Annotated in this window: 20 protein-coding genes; 2 read left to right on the top strand and 18 right to left on the bottom strand. The window is 35.8% G+C overall.

What is annotated here, in order from left to right; translation table 11 throughout:
• Window positions 1-7 precede the first annotated feature (7 nt).
• From ACOMA7_RS01085 to rpsU, 3 genes are all read right to left on the bottom strand, one after another.
• Entirely contained in the window at window positions 8-976 is a 969-nt protein-coding gene (locus ACOMA7_RS01085) for a PhoH family protein (RefSeq protein ID WP_034530763.1), read from the bottom strand.
• Window positions 977-1,096: 120 nt separating this feature from the next.
• The gene (locus ACOMA7_RS01080) at window positions 1,097-1,540 is read right to left on the bottom strand and encodes a GatB/YqeY domain-containing protein (protein ID WP_034530760.1); all 444 of its coding nucleotides are present in this window, start codon (window positions 1,538-1,540) and stop codon (window positions 1,097-1,099) included.
• Between the two features lie 80 nt (window positions 1,541-1,620).
• The gene (rpsU, locus tag ACOMA7_RS01075) at window positions 1,621-1,815 is read right to left on the bottom strand and encodes a 30S ribosomal protein S21 (protein ID WP_034530758.1); all 195 of its coding nucleotides are present in this window, start codon (window positions 1,813-1,815) and stop codon (window positions 1,621-1,623) included.
• 177 nt (window positions 1,816-1,992) lie between these two features.
• On the opposite strand from rpsU, the gene ACOMA7_RS01070 reads away from it, so the two are divergent.
• A complete protein-coding gene (locus ACOMA7_RS01070) occupies window positions 1,993-2,805 on the top strand; it encodes a pyruvate, water dikinase regulatory protein (protein WP_054608208.1) in 813 nt (270 codons plus the stop codon).
• A 29-nt stretch (window positions 2,806-2,834) separates the two neighbouring features.
• On the opposite strand, the gene ACOMA7_RS01065 is transcribed toward ACOMA7_RS01070, so the two are convergent.
• From ACOMA7_RS01065 to hisS, 7 genes are all read right to left on the bottom strand, one after another.
• Window positions 2,835-3,740: a deoxyribonuclease IV gene (locus tag ACOMA7_RS01065; protein ID WP_080695508.1), complete on the bottom strand. Its 906-nt coding sequence runs from the start codon at window positions 3,738-3,740 to the stop codon at window positions 2,835-2,837.
• On the bottom strand, window positions 3,730-4,944 hold the full coding sequence (locus tag ACOMA7_RS01060; protein ID WP_421391656.1) for a CDP-glycerol glycerophosphotransferase family protein: 1,215 nt from the start codon (window positions 4,942-4,944) through the stop codon (window positions 3,730-3,732). The genes ACOMA7_RS01065 and ACOMA7_RS01060 overlap by 11 nt, the downstream gene beginning before the upstream one ends.
• A gap of 38 nt (window positions 4,945-4,982) precedes the next feature.
• Entirely contained in the window at window positions 4,983-5,792 is an 810-nt protein-coding gene (locus ACOMA7_RS01055; protein ID WP_034530755.1) for an ABC transporter permease, read from the bottom strand.
• Between the two features lie 16 nt (window positions 5,793-5,808).
• Window positions 5,809-6,975, bottom strand: coding sequence for a CDP-glycerol glycerophosphotransferase family protein (locus ACOMA7_RS01050; protein WP_191978839.1), 1,167 nt, complete (start codon window positions 6,973-6,975; stop codon window positions 5,809-5,811).
• Window positions 6,976-7,040: 65 nt separating this feature from the next.
• The gene (locus ACOMA7_RS01045; protein WP_034530752.1) at window positions 7,041-7,919 is read right to left on the bottom strand and encodes a YitT family protein; all 879 of its coding nucleotides are present in this window, start codon (window positions 7,917-7,919) and stop codon (window positions 7,041-7,043) included.
• A gap of 90 nt (window positions 7,920-8,009) precedes the next feature.
• Entirely contained in the window at window positions 8,010-9,791 is a 1,782-nt protein-coding gene (gene aspS / locus ACOMA7_RS01040; protein WP_421391453.1) for an aspartate--tRNA ligase, read from the bottom strand.
• A 23-nt stretch (window positions 9,792-9,814) separates the two neighbouring features.
• A complete protein-coding gene (gene hisS / locus ACOMA7_RS01035; RefSeq protein WP_421391451.1) occupies window positions 9,815-11,104 on the bottom strand; it encodes a histidine--tRNA ligase in 1,290 nt (429 codons plus the stop codon).
• Window positions 11,105-11,452: 348 nt separating this feature from the next.
• Here hisS and ACOMA7_RS01030 point away from each other — a divergent pair, with 348 nt between their 5' ends.
• On the top strand, window positions 11,453-12,301 hold the full coding sequence (locus ACOMA7_RS01030) for a fructosamine kinase family protein (protein ID WP_421391449.1): 849 nt from the start codon (window positions 11,453-11,455) through the stop codon (window positions 12,299-12,301).
• Here the strand turns inward: ACOMA7_RS01030 and ACOMA7_RS01025 are convergent.
• The 8 genes from ACOMA7_RS01025 to ACOMA7_RS00990 form a co-directional block, all read right to left on the bottom strand.
• Window positions 12,298-12,927 (bottom strand): HAD-IA family hydrolase, encoded by a 630-nt coding sequence (locus ACOMA7_RS01025; RefSeq protein ID WP_421391447.1) that lies wholly within the window; start codon window positions 12,925-12,927, stop codon window positions 12,298-12,300. The genes ACOMA7_RS01030 and ACOMA7_RS01025 overlap by 4 nt on opposite strands.
• Before the next feature lie 42 nt (window positions 12,928-12,969).
• Window positions 12,970-13,416: a D-aminoacyl-tRNA deacylase gene (gene dtd, locus ACOMA7_RS01020; protein ID WP_421391445.1), complete on the bottom strand. Its 447-nt coding sequence runs from the start codon at window positions 13,414-13,416 to the stop codon at window positions 12,970-12,972.
• Between the two features lie 10 nt (window positions 13,417-13,426).
• Complete coding sequence (locus ACOMA7_RS01015; protein ID WP_421391443.1) at window positions 13,427-15,655, bottom strand: RelA/SpoT family protein; 2,229 nt, start codon at window positions 15,653-15,655, stop codon at window positions 13,427-13,429.
• Window positions 15,656-15,698: 43 nt separating this feature from the next.
• Window positions 15,699-16,442 carry an RsmE family RNA methyltransferase gene (locus ACOMA7_RS01010; RefSeq protein WP_421391441.1) on the bottom strand — a complete coding sequence of 248 codons (744 nt, stop codon included), beginning with the start codon at window positions 16,440-16,442 and terminating at the stop codon, window positions 15,699-15,701.
• Complete coding sequence (gene prmA, locus ACOMA7_RS01005) at window positions 16,443-17,327, bottom strand: 50S ribosomal protein L11 methyltransferase (protein ID WP_054608216.1); 885 nt, start codon at window positions 17,325-17,327, stop codon at window positions 16,443-16,445. It lies immediately after the preceding gene.
• Window positions 17,328-17,402: 75 nt separating this feature from the next.
• Window positions 17,403-17,732, bottom strand: coding sequence for a hypothetical protein (locus ACOMA7_RS01000; protein ID WP_034531650.1), 330 nt, complete (start codon window positions 17,730-17,732; stop codon window positions 17,403-17,405).
• 178 nt (window positions 17,733-17,910) lie between these two features.
• Complete coding sequence (locus ACOMA7_RS00995; protein WP_054608217.1) at window positions 17,911-18,651, bottom strand: DUF6198 family protein; 741 nt, start codon at window positions 18,649-18,651, stop codon at window positions 17,911-17,913.
• 359 nt (window positions 18,652-19,010) lie between these two features.
• Complete coding sequence (locus tag ACOMA7_RS00990; RefSeq protein ID WP_421391438.1) at window positions 19,011-24,050, bottom strand: bifunctional glycosyltransferase/CDP-glycerol:glycerophosphate glycerophosphotransferase; 5,040 nt, start codon at window positions 24,048-24,050, stop codon at window positions 19,011-19,013.
• Window positions 24,051-24,130 lie beyond the last annotated feature (80 nt).

The following is a 24,130-nucleotide window of genomic DNA, read 5'->3' as shown; positions in this document are numbered from 1 at the left end:
AAAATTTCTAGTTTTGTTGATATTCTTCGTAGGCATCGATAATTCTAGCAACCACTGGATGTCTAACAACATCCTTAGAATCAAACTTAACAAAACGAATTTTTTCAACATTTTGTAAGATTGATTGGGCTTGAACTAGTCCACTACTTGCATGTTTAGGCAAATCAATTTGAGAAATATCACCGTTAACAATCATCTTTGAACCAAAGCCAAGACGAGTTAAAAACATCTTCATTTGAGCAGTTGTGGTGTTTTGGGCTTCGTCTAAGATAACGAAAGCAGAGTCCAATGTTCTACCACGCATATATGCTAATGGAGCAATTTCAATAACTCCTCTTTCCATCAATCTAGCAGTGTGTTCACGACCTAGAATTGAATGAAGTGCATCGTAAATTGGTCTCAAGTATGGATCAACTTTTTCTTTTAAATCACCTGGTAGAAAACCTAGGCTTTCACCGGCTTCAACGGCAGGTCTTGTCAAAATAATCTTTTCGACATCACCGTGCTTTAATGCTGCGATTGCCATAACCACAGCTAAGTATGTTTTACCAGTACCGGCTGGTCCAATTCCGAAAGTAATATCATTACGTTTTACGGATTGAACGTATTGGCGTTGACCAAAGTTCTTAACACGGACTGGTTTACCTTTAAAGTCTTTGATTAATATTTGATTGTATAGCTCTTTAAAATAGCTTAACGTATCATTTTTGGCCATATTCATAGCAGAAACAAAGTCACTGCTATTCAATGTGACACCATTTTGAATTAAGTCCATTAAGTTCTTAAAAATTGAAATAACTTTATTAACATTATCTTCACTTCCGGATACCTTTACATTGGTTCCAAAAGCATTAATTGATACTTCCATACCCTCTTCAAGAATTGTAACGTATTTATTTTGTGCCCCTAACAACTTAGGTTCAAAATCTAAATTATGAATAATAAATTCTTTGGTTACTTCAGTTTGTTCTGTCAATATAGCGACCCCTTTTTTATTGATAATCAAATATTAGCACAGATTTAGACTTTAAAAAAGTTATTAATATGTACTAACAAAGCATGATTGTGGCATAACACGATCATACTTTATAAATAATTAGCTTAAGTGAGCTTTTACAGATTGGTTAACTTCGTTTCCGTCAGCTTTACCCTTAACCTTAGGCATGATAGCACCCATTACTTTACCAAAATCAGACATTGCTGAAGCACCAACTTCACTGATAGTTTCTTCAACTACCTTGTCAATTTCTTCTTTTGACATTTGTTTTGGAGCGTACTTGCTTAGCACAGCCAATTGTTCTTCTTGTTCGGCAACTAAATCATCTCTACCACCATCTTTGAATTCAGCAATAGATTCCTTAACTTGCTTAACTTCACGACTGATAACAGTTAGTTCTTCGTCATCACTTAAATCATGACCTAAAGCAACTTTTTCGTTAGTTAGGGCTGATTTTAGAGAACGAATAACGTTCAAAGCAGTTTTGTTGTGTTCCTTCATTGCATTTTTAAGATCTTCATTAAGACTTGTAGCGATACTCATTATAGTTTCCCTCTTTCAAAATATTCATCTTAGTTTTAGCAAAAAAAACGTCCCTGAAATAACAGGAACGTTTTTAGTAATTAAAAGCGACGGCTTTTTTTCTTGTTGTTGCGCTTTCTTGCTGCTTCAGATTTTAATTTACGTTTAACACTTGGTTTTTCGTAGAATTCTCGTTTACGGTATTCACGTAAAGTACCGTTCTTGGAAACTGTACGTTTGAAACGACGAAGAGCATCATCAAGAGATTCGTTTTTACGAACGACTGTTTTTGACATATGAAAATTCCCTCCCTCCGAGCTCGAAATACAACAGTTACTTTTTTTATTTATTAAAACTGTTCTTAATAATTATACAAAACAATATTTATAACGTCAATATTACATTTCAATTTAAAACTACTTTTATGACAGTTTTTTAGATATAATAAAGTCGTAAAAAAAGGAGTGATTTTGATGAAACATATTAATATCTTTGCCATCTCAGATTCTAGTGGTGAAACAGCGATGCAAGTAGCTAAAACCGCTGGTGCACAATTTGAAAGTGCCGATATTTCATACGAACGATACCCATTTATCACTACCGAATCAATGTTAAGTGGTATCTTAAAAATTGCTAAACAAAAAGAAGCTGTCATTTTTCATACCCTAGTGAACGCCGATTTAAGTAAACTAATTGAAGATTTTGCAATGGCCAATAATTTACAAAACGTTGACTGTGTTCAAAAACCCATGAAGGCCATTAGTAACCAATTAGGTTTTAACCCTGAACGTGTCAGCGGTCTTGTTCATGACTTAAATGACGACTACTTTAAGCGCATTGAAGCGATGGAATTTTCCGTTGAAAATGATGATGGAAGCAATCCTCAAAACCTAACAAAAGCAGATGTCGTGATCCTAGGAATTTCTCGAACATCAAAGACACCGCTATCACTTTACCTTGCAAACAAGCAAGTGAAGGTTTCAAACGTACCAATTGGTCCTACCATCCAATTACCTAAAGAAGTCTTTGATGTTGATCCAAAGAAGATTATTGGTCTTACCAGCGTAACTAAAGATATTCAAAAAATTAGAAAAGCCAGAATGGCATCATATGGTATCGATGAAGATACACCATATTCAAACTCAAAGAACATTGACGAAGAATTAGAATATGCTAACAACTTATACCATAAACTGGGTTGTCTCATTATCGACGTCCACGATAAATCAATCGAAGAAACTGCTACCGTAATTATGGAAAGTCTTGATTTAGATTCATACCAATAAAAAAAGAGCTTAACAGCTCTTTTTTATTTTTATTGATTTAAAATATCATCCATCAAATTGTTATTGAATTGTTGTTCCTTTAACATTTTAACTTCGAAGTAATGTGGAGACAACTTCTTCTTGGTTCCTTCAACAGCAACAGCTGGTGTTTCCATAATCTTTGGAACATCAACTAAAGATTCGTGGTGAGCAATGTAGTTCAAAGCATCGAACCCGATTGTTCCCAGACCGATAATTTCGTGTCTATCCTTGTGACTACCGAAATCATTCTTAGAATCATTTAAATGAACAACTTTTAATCGATCTAAACCAATTACATGGTCAAATTCATTTAAAACGCCGTCAAAGTCTTCTTTAACGTTGTAACCAGCATCATTAGTATGACAAGTGTCGAAAGTAACGGATACTTTATCGTTATCCTTAACACCATCAATGATTTGAGCAATTTCTTCGAAGGTACGACCAACTTCTGTTCCCTTACCTGCCATGGTTTCCAAAGCAATTTGAACCTTTTGATCTGGTTCAATGACTTCATTTAAACCTTTGGCAATTTGAGCAATTGCTTTATCTGCACCTTCACCAACATGAGAACCAGGATGTAACACAATTTGTGTTGCTCCAATGGCTTCAGCACGTTTAACTTCTTCGTGTAAGAAATCAACACCAAACTTAAAGTTTTGTGGCTTGGTAACATTTCCTAAATTAATGATGTATGGAGCATGAACAACGGTTTCCAAAATACCATGTTCTTTCATGTATTCCTTACCGTCTTCGGCTCTTAATTCATCAATTGGCTTTCTTCTGGTGTTTTGAGGAGCACCAGTGTAAACCATAAATGCATTTTCACCATAGCTGTCAGCTTCTTTAGCAGAACCCAAAAACATGGTTGAGCCATTCATGCTAACGTGAGATCCGATTAAAAACTTACTTGTCATTACTAATCATCCTCATTTCATCAACAAATTTTTCTGAAGAGTCTGCAGATTCCCATCCACAGTACTTTTCATAGAATTCTTCATACTTCTTATCGTAATCAGAATACTTCTTTTCCTTGTTAAATGCATCAATTTGCTTGTAAAAATCATCTTCAACTTCAACAACAGGTCCAGGTAATTCTGTTCTGTAGTCAAAGTAGAAACCACGAATATCATCTTCATAATGTTTTAAATCATATGCATAGAACAACATTGGTCGTTTCAAGTTAGCATAGTCAAACATTACTGATGAGTAGTCTGTGATTAACAGATCAGACATTAGGTATAAATCACTGATGTCTTCTTCAACCATGATGTAAACACGGTCTTCAAAGCCCTTAATATCAATGAAGTCTTTTACAAGGTAATGTGGTCTGATAATTAATACAGCGTTGTCGTCAACTTGTTCAAAGAAAGTCTTTAAACTAAATGGCAATTCAAAGTTGTAAACACCCTTACGTTTGTAATTATCATCACGCCAAGTTGGTGCATAGGTGATTACGTTTAAATCATCTCTACCAAGGTATTTTTTCTTAAGTCTACTAATGTTATCTTGATTGTCACCATAGTATAAGACGTCATTTCTTGGGTATCCAATATCTAAGAAGTGGTTATTAAAATCAAATGCTCTAGCAAAGATATCCTTAGAGTATTGATTTGGTGCAATTAAGTAATCCCAACGATGGGCTTCATTAGTAAAGTTTTGCTTGTACTTTTCAGTATTAGTACCTGGCATCATAACGTTTTCGATATCAGTACCTAGTTTTTTCAAAGGAGTACCATGCCATGTTTGCATGTATACAGTACCCTTATTCTTATTCCACCATTTTGGTGTTCTAGAATTAAATACCCAGAAGTTAGCTCTGGCCATCACCCATACCCATTTAGGCATGAACTTTCTGACCATCTTAATATTAGGATATAATTCCTTGAAAGTATTATATTGAGCCTTTCTAACAGTAAAGTATGCTTTTGATTTATCTTCTGGATACTTTTCAATCCATTTTTCGTAAATAGCTGCCGGGTTATCATTGATATCCTTACCCTGGAAACTTTCAAAAACAACTAAATTCTTCCTTACTGGTAAAGTAATCAAAATATTATTAAGCATAATCAATACGCGACGAATTGACTTCTTAATAAATCTAATTACTTTTTTCTTCAATTTCATCATACGACAATTTCAATCCTTTTAACTTTTAACTAAATGTAATCCACGAAACGAGCTCTGAACTTGTAGTGTAGATGTGATCCAACCAATAGGAAGAATAGCACTGTTAGCCAGAAGATTAACATCAACATTGGTTTTTGCCAGAACCAAGCTTCACCTAACATTGATTCTCTAAATCCAGAAACAATGTAGAAGAATGGGTTCAATTGTAAGAATCTTACAAAGAATGCTGGGAAAGCATTTGTTTCAAAGTTAAATAGAACTCCAGACATGTAGAACAATACTCTCATGATTGATTGTAAGAAGATACGGTAATCACGAACAAGAATTGTTACAGTTGAGTTGAAAATACCGAATGCTAATAGCCAACAAATCATTGCAAAGAAGTAGTATAGCCATTGAATCCAGTATAGGTTAGGTAGTACTCCACCCTTTAGGTAACCTAAGATAATTGAACATGCTAGCATAGCCCAGAATGAACTTAAGTTAGTTAGAATCTTAATTGATGGTAGAACACTAACTGGGAACTTCATTTTTGAAACCATACCAACTTGTTGGTAGATACTCTTTGAAGCATCTAAAGTAACACTGTTCATGTAGAACCATGGTGTGATACCGATAACCATCCAAGTTAGGTAATCAACACTTCCAGATGTACCCTTCTTCAAACCAACACCGAATACTAACCAGTAAATTAAGATTTGAATAATTGGGTATAGGTATGCCCAAACAATACCTAGATAATGACTTTGATAATCTGACTTATCTTGGTACTTTGAGACTCTAAACATTATTGGTAAATTTTGAATTTGCTCTTTGATTAATGTAATGACTTCCTTCAAGTCGATCACACTTCCTTTACTTTAAAGTTTTAATATATCTGTCGATTACTCGACTTGTTGCAAAACCATCATTGTACTTGTTCCAATGGTGATTGAAATTGGTAAAATCTGTTTGTTTATCTTCACTAATTGCTTTTCTTAAATCATCCAAGGATGTAATTGGGTTTGTAGGTAACCAATTCAATAAATCATCTTGAATCCCTGGATTTTGTTTATATTGGTCTAAATCAAACATAAAGAACAATAGAGAATGTGCATTAGGCAGTAGTGAATAATCAAAAGCAACTGATGAATAGTCAGTTACCAAGGTATCAGTTACAGCCAACAAATCTGTGGTTGATAATTGATTTGAAAACATCACGTTTGGATTCTTTGATTCCTTTTGCAATTTTTCTTCTAAGTCCTTTAGAAGTGGGTGTAGTTTTACGACTACCATTGCATTAGGATCATTTGATAAGGCCTTAATAACACCCTTAGGTGGATTAAATGACCTTCCCTCATCACGATATGTTGGTGCGTATAGGATTACTCGTTTGTCCTTTAATTGGGGAGCAAAACTATAAACACGTCTTCTGGCAATATTCTGCCATTTTTCCTTAAATAATCTATCAGATCTTGGATAACCAATCATCTTCATTTTATCAAAGGAAACATGATAACTGTTCTCAAACACATGCCCCATTGTTTCGGAAGCAACAACGTATTCATCAAAACTGTTATAAACCTTTTGAAAACGACGTTTGTCGGAAGCACTTCTATCCTTAGTAGAAGCATCTTCCCAGCCAAACTTCTTAATTGCTCCGTTGGCATGCCATAATTGAACAACCTTTAAATCCTTTGGATGGGCAATGCCCCCCATGAATGGAAAGTAATTGTCACAAAAGACAACGTTACTTGCCATTATCTTTGGAATTAAATCAAATATTAATTTGAAACCATCCCTAAATAAGACGGTCTTAATTCCATATGCAGCTAAATCAGTCGCAGCTGCTTCGCTTGATGATTCATAATATACATATAGCCTTTTATTTTTTGGCAATCGACGAGCCATCGATTTAATTAATCCAAGATTATTATCAAAGCTCATTATGTAAATTACATTCTCTTTTTTTCTGAAATAAAATAGTAAAGATACTATCTTAATTAAAAATATATACATAACCTTCAAAACAGATCCCACCATATTTAAAAACTATCACACAATCCAGTATTATATCACACTTAATGTATAAAAATTATTACATTTAACTATTCAACCTTGTGTTCATAGAAATGCCCCATAATAGTAGATGCTTCAGTCACACTTGCAAATGCGTGTTCATCCGATTCATCTAAAGCTTCCTGTAACTCAGATAGTTCATATCTTGAAATGGTCGTAAATAGAATTGTTTTTTCATCATGCTTGTACGCACCCTCAGCACCGTGAATGATGGTAATTCCACGTGGAATGTGGTTTTGAATACTATCAATCACCGTCTTTGGATGATCGGTTACAACCAACACCTGCATTCTTTGTTGACGGGTGTAGGCAAAGTCGATTGCCTTAGCATTTACCACGATACCAATTGCTGAGTAGAATGCATATGGCCATCCATACGTAAATCCAGCCGCGGTAATAATGAAGATATTGAAAGCAATGTTAATCGTTCCAATACTCCTCCCCGTCTTTCTTCTGATAACGATTCCTAAAATGTCCAATCCACCTGTAGAAATCTCGTTTTTCAAACTCATCCCAGTTCCAAAACCATTAACTACACCACCAAAGATGGCACAAATCATTGGATCATTGGTTAAATACACCGGATGCAATGACTTAATCATAAAACTGGCTAGAAAGACAGTTAAGATGGTAAAGCAAGTAAATTGATGACCGATTTGTTTCCAGGCCAGTATAAAAAATGGAATATTTAATACAAATAAACCAATCGAAGGAGAAATGGAGAATGGTAAAAATCTCCCGGATAAAGTATTAATCAACTGTGATAAACCAGTGAATCCAGATGAGTAGATTTTACCTGGTGTCCAGAAAAAATTCATGGCAATTGATACCATGATTCCGTACATAAAAGCAGTTGATGCTTTCGCTAAGTATTGATGTCGTCTTAAAATCCTTTGAACATCGTCCATAAGTTTCATAACCTCTCATTTAATATGAAAATAGTATAACATAAATACGGATTAAAAAAAGACTTCCATAATGGAAGTCTTTCTTTATTATTAAGATTCTGGTTCGTCTTCAGCTTCTAGTCCTAAGTCATCTAATTGTTTCTTAGAAACAGGTGCTGGAGCGTTAGTCATTGGTTCAGTAGCCTTTGAATTCTTAGGGAATGCAATAACATCTCTAATGTTTTCAGTTTGTGCTAATAATCTAGCAAAACGGTCTAAACCGATAGCTAAACCACCATGAGGTGGGAAACCGTAGTCTAAGGCGTCTAGGAAGTAACCAAATTGTTCTTGGGCACTTTCTCTAGTAAAGCCTAAGGCCTTTAACATCTTCAATTGTAGTTCCTTAGTATGGATACGGATTGATCCACCACCAAGTTCAAGACCATTCAAGATAATGTCGTAACTTTGAGCGTGAGCCTTGTGAGGATCTTCGCCGTCGTTTAGGTAATGTTCATCACCTTCGTTAGGCATTGTGAATGGATGGTGAGCTGGAACCCATCTGTCGATACCTTCGTCGTAGTCAAATAATGGCCAGTCAACAACCCATAAGAAGTCAAAGACGTCAGATGGAATCATGTCTTGTTCCTTAGCGATTGCACATCTTAGGTACCCTAATGTGTCAGCAACAACCTTGTCTCTGTCAGCAGCGAATAGTAATAAGTCGCCTGACTTAGCTTCAGTAGCTGCAAGCATTTGGTCAACAACATTTTGGTCATCAAAGAACTTAGCGATTGGTCCAGTTAAACCATCATCAGTAACCTTCATCCAAGCAAGGCCCTTGGCACCAAATCTTTCTACGTATTCAGCATACTTATCAATGTCTTTTCTTGAGTACTTGTCAGCACCGCCAGGAACGGCAATTGCTTTTACCTTACCGCCGTTTTCGATTGCGCCACTAAATACCTTGAAGTTAACATCTTTAACGATGTCTGATAGATCCTTTAGCTCCATACCAAATCTAACATCTGGTTGGTCGGTACCAAAGCGATCCATTGATTCTTGCCAAGTAATGCGCTTGAATGGAGCCTTGATATCGATGTTTAAAGTATCCTTCATTACCTTAACGATTAAACCTTCAGTTAGGTCTTGGATATCTTCAGCATTTAAGAATGAAGTTTCCATATCGATTTGGGTAAATTCTGGTTGTCTGTCACCACGTAGGTCTTCATCACGGAAACAACGAGCAATTTGGTAGTAACGGTCAAAACCTGAACCCATCAATAATTGCTTAAATAATTGTGGTGATTGTGGTAGTGCGTAGAATGAACCATGGTAAAGTCTTGAAGGAACAAGGTAATCACGAGCACCTTCTGGAGTTGAAACTGTTAAGTTAGGAGTTTCAATGTCGATAAAGCCATTGTTGTTAAAGTATTCGTGAACTGCTTGAGTAATCTTACTTCTTAAGATAATTCCACGTTGTACTTCTGGACGTCTTAAGTCTAAGTATCTGTACTTCAACTTAGTTTCTTCTGAAGCTGTGATGTTGTCCTTAATATCAAATGGAGGGTTTTCAGACTTATTTAAGATTTTTACTTCTGAAACAGCAATTTCAATCTTACCAGTGTTAATGTCTGGGTTAACTTCCTTTTCACTTCTGGCAACTACAGTTCCCTTTACTTCGATTACATATTCATTTCTTAATTGATCAGCGATTGCCAATGCATCAGCACTGTTCTTGTCACTAAATACTAGTTGGACAATTCCTTTACGGTCTCTTAAGTCAACGAAGATTAATTTACCTAAGTCACGACGTTTGGCAACCCATCCGTCTAAGCATACTTCTAGGTTTAAGTAGCTTTCGTCTACTAAACCACAATAAGTTGTTCGGTTCATAATATCTCTCCTAATCTTATTCTTTATTTAAAGTTCTTTGAAATTAATTCTGCAAAGTTATCTTTTACTTCATTAATATCTACAGCAACTTCGTTTCCATCAGCCATGTTCTTAACATGAATGGTGCTTGATTCTAGTTCTTTATCACCTAATGTTAAGGTAAACTTAGCATCTAGCTTATCGGCACTCTTGAATTGTGCCTTTGGCTTACGTGCTAAGTAATCTTTATCAGCCTTAAAGTCTTGCTTTCTTAAAGCTTGAACAACCTTAAGTGCTTCAACACTAGCATCGTCACCAATTCCAACTACATAGGCGTCTAAACCAAATGTATCTGGGAATTGGAAGTTCTTTGAATCCATAAGTAGTAGTAATCTTTCTACCCCTAGACCAAATCCAACACCTGGCATTTGAGGACCACCTAGTTCTTCAACTAAGCCATCGTATCTACCACCGGCACAAATTGTAGTGTAGCCTTCACCTAATTCCTTAGCGTTGGCCATGATTTCAAAGATTGTGTGGTTGTAGTAGTCCAATCCACGAACCATAGTGTGATCAACATCGTATTTGATGCCTAAATCATCCAATAGTCTAGTTACCTTATCGAAATGCTTTTGAGCATCATCAGTTAGGTAATCTAGAATTGATGGAGCACCATCAACGATTAGTTGGTCTTCTGGTGCCTTACTATCTAGAACACGTAATGGATTCTTGTGTAGACGTTCCTTAGAATCATCACTTAGTTCTTCAAAGTGTGGTTCCAAGTAGTCAATCAATGCTTGACGGTAGTCAGCACGAGTTTGCTTATCACCTAAAGTGTTAATAGCCACTCTTAAGTCATCAATTCCTAGATTTTGTAGGTAGTTAACGGCCATTGAAATAACTTCAACATCTAATTCTGGTGATTCACTACCGAATGCTTCAACACCGATTTGGTGGAATTGACGTTGACGACCAGATTGAGGACGTTCGTATCTAAACATAGGTCCCATGTAATACATCTTAACTGGCTTAGGTGTGTCTGGACCGTATAGTTTATTTTCAACAAACGCTCTAACTACCCCAGCAGTTCCTTCTGGTCTTAAGGTAATATGACGATCTCCCTTATCGTGAAAGTCATACATTTCTTTTGTAACAATATCTGAAGTTTCCCCTGATGTTCTTGAGAAAACATCGAAGCTTTCAAACATTGGTGTTCTTATTTCTTGATAACGATAAGCCGCAAACAACTTTCTAGCTGTTTCTTCAACAAATTGCCATTTTTCAGAAGTTCCTGGCAAAATATCTGCGGTTCCTTTTGGACGTTGATATCGCATGATAATCCCTCCGCAAACTTTAATAACTGAATAAAAAAGCCCCTGTCTAAATAAAATCATTTAGACAAGGGCGCAAAAAGCACGGTACCACCTTTTTTTAACTCTTATGTAACGTATAATTACGAATGGCTTAGCCATTAGCCTCAAAAGTGTCTTTCCAGGATTTCTTTCGTCGTTATTTCACCAAACTAACGCTCTCTTATACCTAAGAAAATTCCGTACTCTTCTTTTTTCATCAGCGAGTATTCTATTCATGTTTTAGATTAATGTAATTTACTTAAAAAGTCAAGAACTCACATATTTTGCTTCATTCTAAATCCATTGTAGAATGGAATCGAGGTGATATATATGAAGCAATTAACACAAGAATGGCTTGAACAATTACCAATTAAAAACGTAACTAAACTACCCCCTGTCTCGGGTGGTGATATCAATGATTCATATGAAATCATTGCTGATAACCAAAAATACTTTATGAAAGTCCAACCCAATAAAGGAAAGGAATTCTTCGAACACGAAGTCGAAGGAATCAAACTGATTGGTCAATACGCGACCGTTCCAACCATTATTGACTATGGTGAAATTGATGGTGATGGCTTTCTAATTCAAAAATGGATGAACCTATCACCATTTGGTGATCAATATCAATTAGGTCAAATGTTGGCTAACGTTCATAAGCACCACAATGACCGTTTTGGTCTAGACAAGGACTTTAAACTAGGTCGTGTGCCAAAGACGAACACATGGCAAGATAATTGGACCGACTTCTTCATCAAACAACGTTTGAATCCTTTAATGGATATGGCCATTAAAAGCCGTGAAATTTCCAAAGAAGATTTAAACCATTTCGATAATCTAAAAGAATCTTTCAAAAAGGATATGGATAGCCATCATAGTGATGCATCCCTTCTTCATGGTGACCTATGGAGTGGGAACTTCTCATTTCTAGAAGACGGCAATCCAATCTTGATTGACCCGGATGTCTACTATGGTGACCGTGAATTCGACATTGGTGTGACTACCGTATTTGGTGGCTTCAATGCCGACTTCTACGAAGGTTACAACGATACCTATCCACTAGACACCGGATGGAAGAGAAGAATTCAATACTATCAATTCTTCTACCTACTTGCCCACTACGTCATGTTTGGTGGCGGATATGGATTAGAAGTAAAGAGTATTCTAAGCCAATACTAGTCATTACGATGTAAGAAATCATAATAGTTGTTGATTGTCATTTCGGGGTTCCCAGTGGAATTAATCATTCCATCTGGATCAAATAAACAGGCTTTGATTCCAGCATTATGAGCGGCATCAACGTCTAGCTTTCTGTCACCCATGAACATGCAATCATCACGATTAATATCATTATTTTTAATTAAATAATTAACCGCTTCTGGATCAGGTTTTCTCTTGAAAGCCTGATTTTTTGTCACCATTTCGGTGAAGTAATCCTTTAATCCGGCATCTTCCAACATTGCAATGGAATCATCATCACGGTGAGTTAGTAAAAAGTTTCTCCCGCCATCGTCGACATTTTGCGCTAACACCTTATCTACATTTATAAAGATGTTGGCGTCTTTGACATTTTGTTTTTCGTATTGGCGATACTTGTCATTAATTGTGTCTGCATCAATATTGAAATGAGCAGCGTACTTTTGCACACATGTAGCCAGAGAATGACGACGCATCACCTGATTGATTTCATAATCATCAATTTCAAACTCATCAATTCTCATATCAATTAAGGCATCAACAAATGCTTCTACCATAATTGGATATGTATCCATAATTGTTCCATCAAAATCCCAAATTAAATCCATGTCTTTCTCCCCTAATTAAAAAAGAGCTTTCACAAGCTCTTTTTATTTGTTTTCTGTATCAAAAATAATTGTAAACGGACCGTCGTTTTGCAAATCAACTTGCATGTCTGCGCCAAAACGTCCAGTTTCAACATGATTACCAACATCCCTTAAAGCTTGGTTAAACTGGTCATACATATCAGATGCAAAATCTGGTTTGCCCGCCTTGGTGAATGAAGGACGATTACCCTTCTTGGTATCAGCATACAAAGTAAATTGGGATACTGATAATATTTCACCATTAATTGATTGTAAGCTCAAGTTAGTCTTACCGTCTTCGTCAGCGAAAATGCGTAAGTTACTAATCTTTCGCACTAAGTAATCAATATCGTCTTTGGTGTCGTCATCTTTAATACCAACTAATAGCAAGTAACCTTGGTTAATTTTACCAACTGGTTCGTTATCAATTGATACGCTCGCATGACTGACTCTTTGAAGTACAACTCGCATAATTAGCTCCTTACATAAATGGTCTTTTTACTACGTAAACATCAGGAATATTCTTCAAGTGGTCAATAATCATATCCAATTGTTCTAGATTACGAACACCTACCTTCAATGAAATAACGGCAGTCTTATCGTGATCCACTTTTCCTTCAATTGAATTGATTTGTTTGCAAATGGTGCTGACCTTCTTGATAACATCATTTAACAAGTTATTACGGTTGTATCCTTGCACTTCGATGTTAGCACTGAATGAAGCATGATTATCTGAAGCGATGTTCCAAGTAACGCTTACCAAACGTTCATCGTTATCGTTGATGTTTGGACAGTCCTTACGGTGAACAGATACCCCACGTCCTTTAGTGATGTATCCAACCACTTCATCACCAGGAACAGGTGAACAACAGTGACTTAGTCGAACTAATAGGTTGTCAACACCTTCGATTACAATTCCATCAGAAGGTTTCTTGTTCTTATTAGTCTTGTTGACCTCGTCGGTTGTCTTTTCAATTGTTTGGTGGTTTTCCAAAATATCTTTTTGTTGTTGTTCAATTCTCTTCTTTTCAGCTTCATCTCTGATGCTGGCGGTTAGAATATTAACAATTCCGTTTGGTTGTTTATTACCAAACCCGATTTCAGCAAACATATCATTAACTTGGTTGTAATATGTTCCCTTGATTGCATCTTCAAGATGTTCTTTGGTCATGATTTCATTAACATCATAACCGGCATCCTTAACCGATTTGGTCAAGATTTCTCTTCCGGCGTTGACGTTTTTTTCACGATCGCGAGTCTTGAAGTATTGACGAATCTTGTGCTTAGCACGACTTGTCGATACCAAGCTAATCCAATCTTGGCTAGGTCCAGCAGAACTGGATGAGGTCATGATTTCAACGATATCACCGGTTTGGATTTGGTAATCCAATGGTTCGATTTTACCGTTAACACGGGAACCAACTGTGTGATTACCAATATCAGTATGAATTAAGTATGCCATATCCAGTGGACCGGAACCCTTTGGCAATTCCAAAACATCCCCTTGTGGAGTGAATGCATACACGTGATCACCAAATAGGTCACCCTTTACGCCATCCATAAAATCAGAAGCACTATCGGTATCTTCTTGTAGTTCAATAATGCGCTTAAACCAGTTCAAACGGTTATTGTCTGAAGATTCCTTAACTTCATCTGTAGCTCCTTCTTTGTAAGCCCAGTGAGCAGCAACCCCATATTCAGCGATTTGATGCATTTCCTTGGTTCTGATTTGAACTTCCAATGGACGTCCACCAGGTCCAACAACAGTGGTATGCAAGGATTGGTACATATTAGCCTTAGGCATCGCAATGTAGTCCTTAAAACGACCCGGCATTGGTGACCACTTAGTATGAATAGCACCTAGAACTGCATAACAGTCCTTGATGGAATCAACAATGCATCTAACGGCCAATAAGTCATAGATTTGTTCGAATTGTTTCTTCTTAATAACCATCTTGTGGTAAACGGAGTATAAGTGCTTAGGTCTACCATAGACTTCCACATTCTTAAGCCCCATTTGTTTAACTTGTTGGTTCACTTCTTTAACGGCTTCATTAATATATGAAACACGTTCGTCTCGCTTAGAGTTCATTAAGTGAACAATGCGGTAATATTGTTGTGGGTTAAGGTATCTAAGTGAGATATCTTCTAGTTCCCACTTAATTGTCCCAATCCCCAAACGATCGGCAAGTGGTGCGTAAATTTCCAATGTTTCATTAGAAATACGACGTTGCTTTTCTGGTTTTAAATGCTTTAGTGTACGCATGTTATGCAAACGGTCAGCCAATTTAACAATCATGACACGAATATCCTTACACATTGCTAATAATAGCTTACGGTGGTTTTCGGCCAATTGTTCTTGGTTCGATTTGTACTTAATCTTACCAAGCTTGGTAACTCCATCTACAATTAGTTCGATATCGTTACCGAATAATTCAGCGATATCTGATAATTCTGCTCCGGTATCTTCAACAACATCGTGCAATAGGCCCGCACTAACGGTTTCTGGGTCCATTTTTAATGTTGCTAGAATACTAGCTACTTGAATTGGATGAACAATATAAGGTTCTCCGGATTGTCTAAATTGGTCTTTATGACAAATTGACGCAAATTCGTATGCTTTTTTAACAATTCCTACATGTTGTTCATTCATGTAACTGGAAATTTCTTTAAATAAGTCTTCTTTAGACCAAATCTTATGTTCAGACATTTCCAAAACCTTCTTCCAATCATTTATTTTCTATATTCTATCATTAATTTAATGAGTTTAATTCCATATGAACTGATAAAGCTGATAAAAAGTAAAATGGTGCTGTTTCAGTTCTTAAAATTCTAGGACCTAATCCACAAGTTAAATATCCCATTGATTGTAAAGTTTCAACTTCCTTAGGAGATATGCCTCCTTCAGGTCCAAAGAACATTGCGACACTTTCAGCCGGTTTGGTTTGATCTAGTGTCTTAATTAAATCAGATTTTTCACCATGCTTAGCTGATTCTTCGTAAGCAATTAAACGATGATCAAAATCATAGTTAGCTAATTCCTTGATTGAATTAATATATTCAACTTCTGGAATCACATTTCGATGCGATTGTTCAGCTGCACTTCTAGCGATTTTTCTAAAACGTTGTAATTTCTTTTCGGCCTTATTATTCCATTTAGCAATAGCCCAATCCGTTGGGGTAAAGATAATCTTTTTCACCCCTAATTCGGTGGCTTTTTGCACCACTAGTTCGGCCTTTTCCTTCTTTGGTAAACCACAAATAATAACCGCATCAGCTGGTAGTTCAACATTCTTATCAGATACTTCAACTACTTTAGCTAGATTGTTCTCATTATCGATTAATTCGGCAACAAATAATTGGTGGTTACCGTCAACGATTTCAAAACGATTCCCCTCTGTGGAACGTAAAACACCCATGAAGTGATGAGCGATATCAGCACTAACCTCAAACTCAGTATCATTACTCAATATTTGGTCTGTAAAGTAGTGTTGCATCTATTCATCATCCCTTCTTAAATGTGCTGTAATTCCACACCAATCACCTAACATTGATACTTGATCAATCACGAAATCATTGTCATTAAGTGTTTGATTGGTAATATCTAGTTTTTCCTTAATAATACCGGAAATGATAATTTGTCCGCCAGGATTTAGATTATTAACTGCTTGTGGAATTAAAGGTAATACCGCTTCTGGAAGCATGTTAGCAAAAATAATATCTACCTTCTTAGTAATGCCATCCAATAAACTGTTCTTACCAACTTTAATGTCGTCAGCAAAGCCGTTTAAGGCCACGTTTTGTTTAGCAGATGTAACGGCATCGTCATCATAGTCATAGGCTTCAATATCAGCAGCACCTAGTAGTTTGGCACCGATACTTAAAACCCCAGAACCAGTTCCAATATCTAGAATGCTTTGACCTTCTCTAATGATGTTTTCAATTGCTTGAAGACATAAAACAGTGGTTGGATGTACCCCAGTACCAAATGCCTTCTTTGGATCTAGTTTGATTACCAACTCATCATCTGATTCTTTCTTATAATCTTCCCATACTGGTGAGATTGTTAAGAACTTGGTAATGCGTTTGGCGTGGTAGTACTTTTCCCATTCAGTGTTCCACTTGTCATCATTTAAATCCTTGGTAACAACCTTACCCATTCCAGGGTTTAGGCCAAAGCTCTTTAATTGATCCACTCTTTCTTGGATTGCTGGCACCTTTGACTTAATGTCAAAGTCTTCTGGGAAATATGAGTTAATACTCAATACTCCATCGTTTCTTGAATCTAATTCCACACCTAGAGATCCAAATTCCATCAAGATGTTAATAACTGCATCTTGAGATTCATCATTTGTTAATACTGATATTTCAGTCCATTCCATTTCAAACACCCCTGTTAACTTTTACAAAAAAGGTGCATCCCTCCTATAGGACACACCCCCGATTAATTTAGCGTACTATTTCGATTCTGTCTTTTCTTTTTCTTGAATCTTTAGCTGCTTAAGTTTTTCCTCATGTTGTTGCAAGTGAGATTCCAAATAAAGCATCAATGAATTTTCATCCTTAAAAATTCGTGGATGTTTTTGTTTATGAAGTCTTAAATCAATTTCATTAATTTTTTGTCTACCTGTCCATTTATGACCGTATCTGATGATTAAACGGTTATCTAAATGTTTCTTTCCGAATCTAAACACGTAAACGTTATCTGGAGTAAGCAATGGTCTAATGTAAGTCTTTTTGTAGTAGTATCCATTATCTCTTAAAAACTTTTTAGTTCGATTAAGCATTGTTTGTACACCTCCATTTTTTAATATTTTGCAATTGCTTTTTAATAAAGCATAATCTGTCCATAAATCATTCTATATAAATTTTATATTAAGTTTGCTAAATTGTCTACCTATATTATATATAAATAAAAACGCCAAATGTCTGCTGTTTACACAGAAATTAGGCGTTTAAGATTTATTATTTTACTTCTCCAACATCAAGAGCTTGATGCTTTAGTTTGGTAAAGACATGCTTATCAGCGATCCCTGTAATTCCTCCTTGGAAGAAGAATGCGAACAAGGTTCCTAATCCGAAGTTATTAAATTGGTGAGTAATTACAATAGCGATAATTGCCATGATAGTTGGTGGAATGTATGAGAACCACATTGCCTTTGAGGCATTTCCATCACAGTATTTAAATCTTAAAATTTGCATTAAATCATCAGCAGGATGTAGTGCAATGTTAACTCTTTGGTAAATTGAAATTGCAATCGCAATAAATGAAACACCAACGAAGTTAAGTAATACATATGCTAATGTCATTCCAATTCCGTGTGCTTCTGGTAACCAGTTACTTACAACACCGTTGAAATAGTTAATCAATAATGAGAATGGTCCTAAGAAAGCAGCGTTACCAATAACTCTGCTCCAGCTCCATTTTCCAACTAGAATTGAGTTAAGAACTGTAATTAACATTCCTAGTCCAAAGAATGCCCAGAATAAAACCCATTTACCATTACCTAAAACGGCGTATCCTAGGTTGTTTTCAGCAGCTGTCCAGTATGCTGATCCTAGAAATGATGGATGAATTTTGGCACTAGTTACTAGTGTTAAAACATTCCCCAATGAGTTAATAACTAGTGAGATTAAAAAGTAAATAATAGAGCTTGTCCAAGAAATGGTTCTTTTTGACTTAGTAGAACTTGCACTAATTTGCATGATAGAAATACCCCTTACCTGTAAAATTTTAATATTATTTTTAATTGTGAAAAATTTATCTAGCATTTGAAAGCTAATCAGCTATCAAAAACTTAGTGCAATAAAGCACAAACTTAATTAACAAGTAAATAATAACACGAAATATTATAAAATCAAGTTAATTACCTCGCATATCAATTGGTTTGATATGTCTTTGTAAATGATTTTTGTAATAATCATCACTTGTTTTTTGTTTGTGAACTTTATAACAAAATAAATTATAAACCATTTTAAAAATAAAATAAACCCCTTTCATAAAAAAGCTCAATCTTTTTTCAATAAAAAAGAAGCATCAACGATAAACCGTTGATGCTTCAATCTTATTTTCTTAATTCTTCTGTATTAATCCAGTAATTATGGTTGTCTAAACTTACTAATGCGTATTTAGGACCTAAGAATTCTTTGAATTCTCTATCACATAATTGAGCTGTCTTAATTATTTTCACTTTTCTATCACCATCTAGATACTTAACAAAATGATTATCACGATAGTTAGCGAAGTCCTTGCTTTTTGCCCAAAGTGTTGCACAGTCTTTAGCAATCATTTGATCACTAAATCCTTGTGTTGATAAATCATCATTGTAGAATGTTTCAAGACTGTGATCACTTAGCATCTTTTCAACAGAACGTTTAGATGCATTGCCATCCATCCAAGCTGAATACTTCTTGTAGAATGATTCATACTTATCATCAGGAGTCCATCCATTGTTGAATATATCATCAAGACTTTCAATTACTTCATCGTTAGTCTTAACGATTGGACCTGGTGCTTCCTTAATGAAGTCAAAGTAGAATCCACGAATGGCATTCGCATAATCTTCTAAGTCATAAGTAAAGAAGATCATTGGACGTTTTAATGTCGCATAATCAAACATTACTGATGAGTAGTCAGTAATCAATACGTCACTGATTAGATACAATTCAGCAATGTCAGGATAGTTGCTTACGTTTAGTGCGAAACCTTCGTAATCACTTAAATCTAAATTATTAGAGATTAAGTAATGAGTTCTTACTAATACGTATGCCTTCCCTTCATAGCGTTCACGTAGCTTTTGTAAATCAAGGTGTAACTTGGCAGTGAATTCATCGTTTTTAATATATTCATTATCACGCCAAGTTGGAGCATACAAGATAACCTTCTTGTATGCTCCAATACCTAGATCTTCCTTGATTTCTTCGATATCACTAGAGGTATGGTTTACCAGAATATCATTTCTTGGGTATCCGTCCAATTGAATTTGACTGGCTTGCATTCTAAAGCAGCGTTGCATGATTTCTGCTGAATACATGTTAGGTGCAATCAATCTGGTCCATCTTCTGTTATCCTTAAAGACTTCTTCGTGGTACTTAGCAACGTTTACACCAGGCATTGTTACCTTCATGACGTCGGCACCAATGGTCTTTAATGGTGTACCATGCCAAGTTTGTAATACGACAGTGTCCTTACTTGGGTGCCATCTAAATGGACGACGTGAATTGGTTACCCAGTACTTAGCTCTGGCTTGTTTTAAAATTCCCTTGAAACCAAATCTGGTTACATAAGGAATTTGGTTTAATTCAAAGAATTCACGCTCTTCCTTATTTACGTTCCAGTATAGTTTGAATCCAGGGTAATTGGCTTTCATGTATTCATAAATTGCCTTAGGATTATCTGAATATTGAGTTCCAAAGAAACTATCGAAAATCACGATATCCTTCTTAGTAAGACGTTTTGATAGTTCATTTAACAACTTAGCTTGGAAGAAGTTAGTATTCCAGAAGTGACCAATCTTCTTAAATAACAAGCTCTTGGCTGGTTCTTGGTCTAGATCTTCTTTTTGAGTAGCCAACACTGTTTCAACAACTTGTTGAGTGGCATCCCCGTTTCGACCATATTGTGCAAATTCGTCACAGAATATTTCCATTTGGTCTGCATAGTTGTCTGCAACTGAATCGATATGTCTGATTCGATCAATCAATTCATCTTCTGTCTTAACAATTGGTCCAGGCATTTGCTTGTAGTAATCCAAGTAAACACCACGGTTAGCTTCATCTAGGTACCAGTCAGCATCGTATGCATAGAAAATCATTGGACGTTTTAGATGAGCATAGTCAAACATTACTGATGAGTAATCGGTGATCATCGCATCACTGATTAGGTATAAATCATTAATGTTGTCGTAGTCACTAACGTCGTATACAAAACCTGGGTTGTTGTAGAAACTATTTGAGTGAGCTACAAAGTAATGCAAACGAACAAGTAGAATGTAACCATCTGATAGTTTTTCTTGTAGCTTATCTAAATCAAGTTTGAAGTCAAAACCACCATCCGCTCTAAATGTTGGTGCATATAAAATTACACGCTTGTTTAGCGGAATCCCCAGTTTGTTCTTGATTGAATTAATGTACTCCGTATTGTTGTGAGTGTATAGTTCATCGTTTCTAGGAAAACCTGATTTAATAATCTTTTGACTGTAGTTAAATGCATGCTTAGCAGTTTTTTCCATGTAATCAGAAGGTACAACCAAGTAGTCCCAGCGACGGTTTCTCATTGCAAAACGATTTTGTAACTTGTTGGAGCCAAACTTAAAGTGTGGTTCATCAAATCCCATGTGCTTTAAGAATGTTCCGTGAAGTGTTTCCACTTCGATTTGGCCCTTACGCTTAGCGTAACGGTTAGGCATGTTGGTATTTTGAATGATAAATCTAGCAACAGCCAAGTAGTACCAATACTTAAATGTGTTTACGCGAACCTTTTCACCGTCACCAGTAATCTTGGTTTCGATGTTGTTGAAAATCCAAACTGGTTTAATTTCAGGATGATTTTCTTCAACGTATTGGTACATCAACTTTTCGTTACTATCAAACTTACTTGACCAATATGAGTCAAATACCATCACATCTCTAAGTGGTAACAATCTCATCAATGGATATAAAACAGAGTAAGAAATGGCACGTAAGCCCTTCTTAGCATCCATTGCACCAAAGAATGGTTGATTTACCTTGAAGATAAGATTCATGCTCTTATCCTTCTTTACAGCGTAGAAAATTTGAGATTTACCATTGAATGGTAATTCAGTAGTCTTGATTCGACAGTCCTTGGTGTACTTCATGCGGTAAGTATGAGCCTTACCATCTACTTGAAGATAAATCTTAAATTGATAATCACCTTCAAGTAAGTCTAGTTGTTCATTGTCGTTTGAAGTTAGTGCAAAGTCAAAGTCGAAGCTATCACCATTAATTTGGAAATGGTTGGATGATGGATCCAATACCTTTCTAGTTGCCTTGTCAGAACTAATTAATTCAACGTGAGCTTGTGATACCAAGACGCTGATTGGATCAACAGCTTTGTTCATTTTGGCAGAAACATGTAGAACGTTATTAGAATCAACAGTGACTTTCTTAGCAACAAATGGTGCTTCTTCGATCATTAGTTGCATGTTCAAAATGTCACCATAGAACAATGAAATGGCATCCCCATCATCTAGATTAATTTGTTGATTAATCTTGTTTGAAGAAAATGAGTAGTTCATTTCAGCATGGGTGAAGTTATCCAGAATAACTAACTTAAGTTCTTGGTTACGAGCTTTGTCATTAATTTCTTTAACGTTAAATGCAAAATTGTTCTCGTTTTGATCAATTGAATGAATGGTAGTGCCATTGTCAGACATTAAGACAGCATTGTAACCTGATACATCCATGTTATCAACGTTAAAAATTAGTTCATCTTTATCTTCGCTAACTGTTGGATAACTAATCACAGGTCTTCTATCAGAATCAGAGTTTAAATCAATTACTTCAAAGACTAGTGAACCAACACTGTTAAATCTAGTAATCACTTTTACCCCGTTGTATTCAAACGGTAAAATGGCTTTTTGGGTCAGCTTTTCAATTGGATTAGTAGCAAAATCCTTCACCATGATGTGATTATCAACGGTGTTCTTAATTTGTACCTTCCAAGTTCCAACACCTAAAGTGTCGATTGCTTGTTTGATATTAAACTTAACTTCGTAATCAGCGTTGTTGTACTTAGCATTTGGTTTTAAAGTTCTTCTTACAAAAGGACTTTCGATTCTCTTGATTTGAACCTTAACGGTCTTTTTATTCTTAACATTAATCAAGCTAGCTTGTAGTGATTCGTTCTTGTTACCGTCACCAAATGTTTGTTTAACAAGGTGAAGCTTAGTAATCTTGAAAGCTCCATTGATTCTAATATCACCATTGTCAACATTGGTAAATTCAACGTCTCTGATTTTTTGGTTAAAGCGACTGTTGTTATCGTTTAAATTAACATTATCAACAAGTTCTTTCTTGTTACCTAATTCAGGCGCAATTAGACGGTAGTTTGAACCACCAATTGAATTTTTAAATTCACCAATTTGTTTTTTGTAAGAGATGTCATTAATAACATCGATATCGTTATATCTAATTGCTGAATATAGGATTTGTTGTTTGACTGGCAAACGGTAGAAAATTTCAGAATCCCATAAGTGCCAATCTCTTAGGAACTTGTAAACCATTTCTTGAGCTTGATAGATATAGTCGCTGCTATTATCACCTAGATTTTGGGTAAAGATAAATAAGTCTAAGAATAGGGCTTTATATTTAAAGTCTTGAACAAATGAATCTTCTTCACTAAAGCCATTGTTAAAAATTATTTGTAGGGTTCTTCTAAGGGAACTTAGTCGGCTTTCAAAGTTGGAAAGCGCACTTCTTGTTTGTGTAATGGAATCAGCACTTTCACGCCATCTCCATTCGTAAACATCATCTTCTACGACTGAAGTCTTATGTGACTTCAAGTGTGCTTCCATCGAGAATGGAATATCTTCGTAAATAATGCCTTCAACGAACTTGATGCTGTTACCAAGCAAGAAGGAACGCTTGTATAGTTTGTTCCAACTGGTTGTGTCGTAAATCAAGTCATGGTTGGTTGTAATGTGTGTATTATCGTAATCATCGTGCACAGCAAAAGAATGTAGGTATGAATTTTGATAACGATCTTTATCAAATCGCTTAACAAAACCTACAACTAAGTCTGAGTCGTTTTGACGTGCTTTAAACGCCATTGAAGGATAAGCGTTAGCAGGAACAATATCATCACCATCAACGAAGGCAATGTACTTTCCTCTAGCATGCTTCATTCCATAATTTCTGGTGTTACTTAAACCACCGTTTTCTTTATGTAGTGCTCTAAAGCTATTATATTTATTTGCAAACTCATCAATAATTTTGCTTGTATTATCAGTTGATCCGTCATCAATCATCAATACTTCAAGGCTTTCCATAGGGAAATTAGTATTAGCAATGGATGACAAACATTTTTCAATGTAATCTTGTACGTTATAGCAGGCCACTATCACGGATAGATATGGTTCATTCATATTTAAGTGCCTCTCTCATAATATTTTCCAATAAAAAATACCAACTAAAAACTTGGCATATCAGTCTAATAATGTGGCAA

It is taken from the genome of Apilactobacillus intestinapis (assembly GCF_049166695.1).
Classification (GTDB): domain Bacteria; phylum Bacillota; class Bacilli; order Lactobacillales; family Lactobacillaceae; genus Apilactobacillus; species Apilactobacillus kunkeei_C.
The sequence above is the reverse complement of the archived record's forward strand: the minus strand, read 5'-3'. Positions and strand labels throughout refer to the sequence as shown.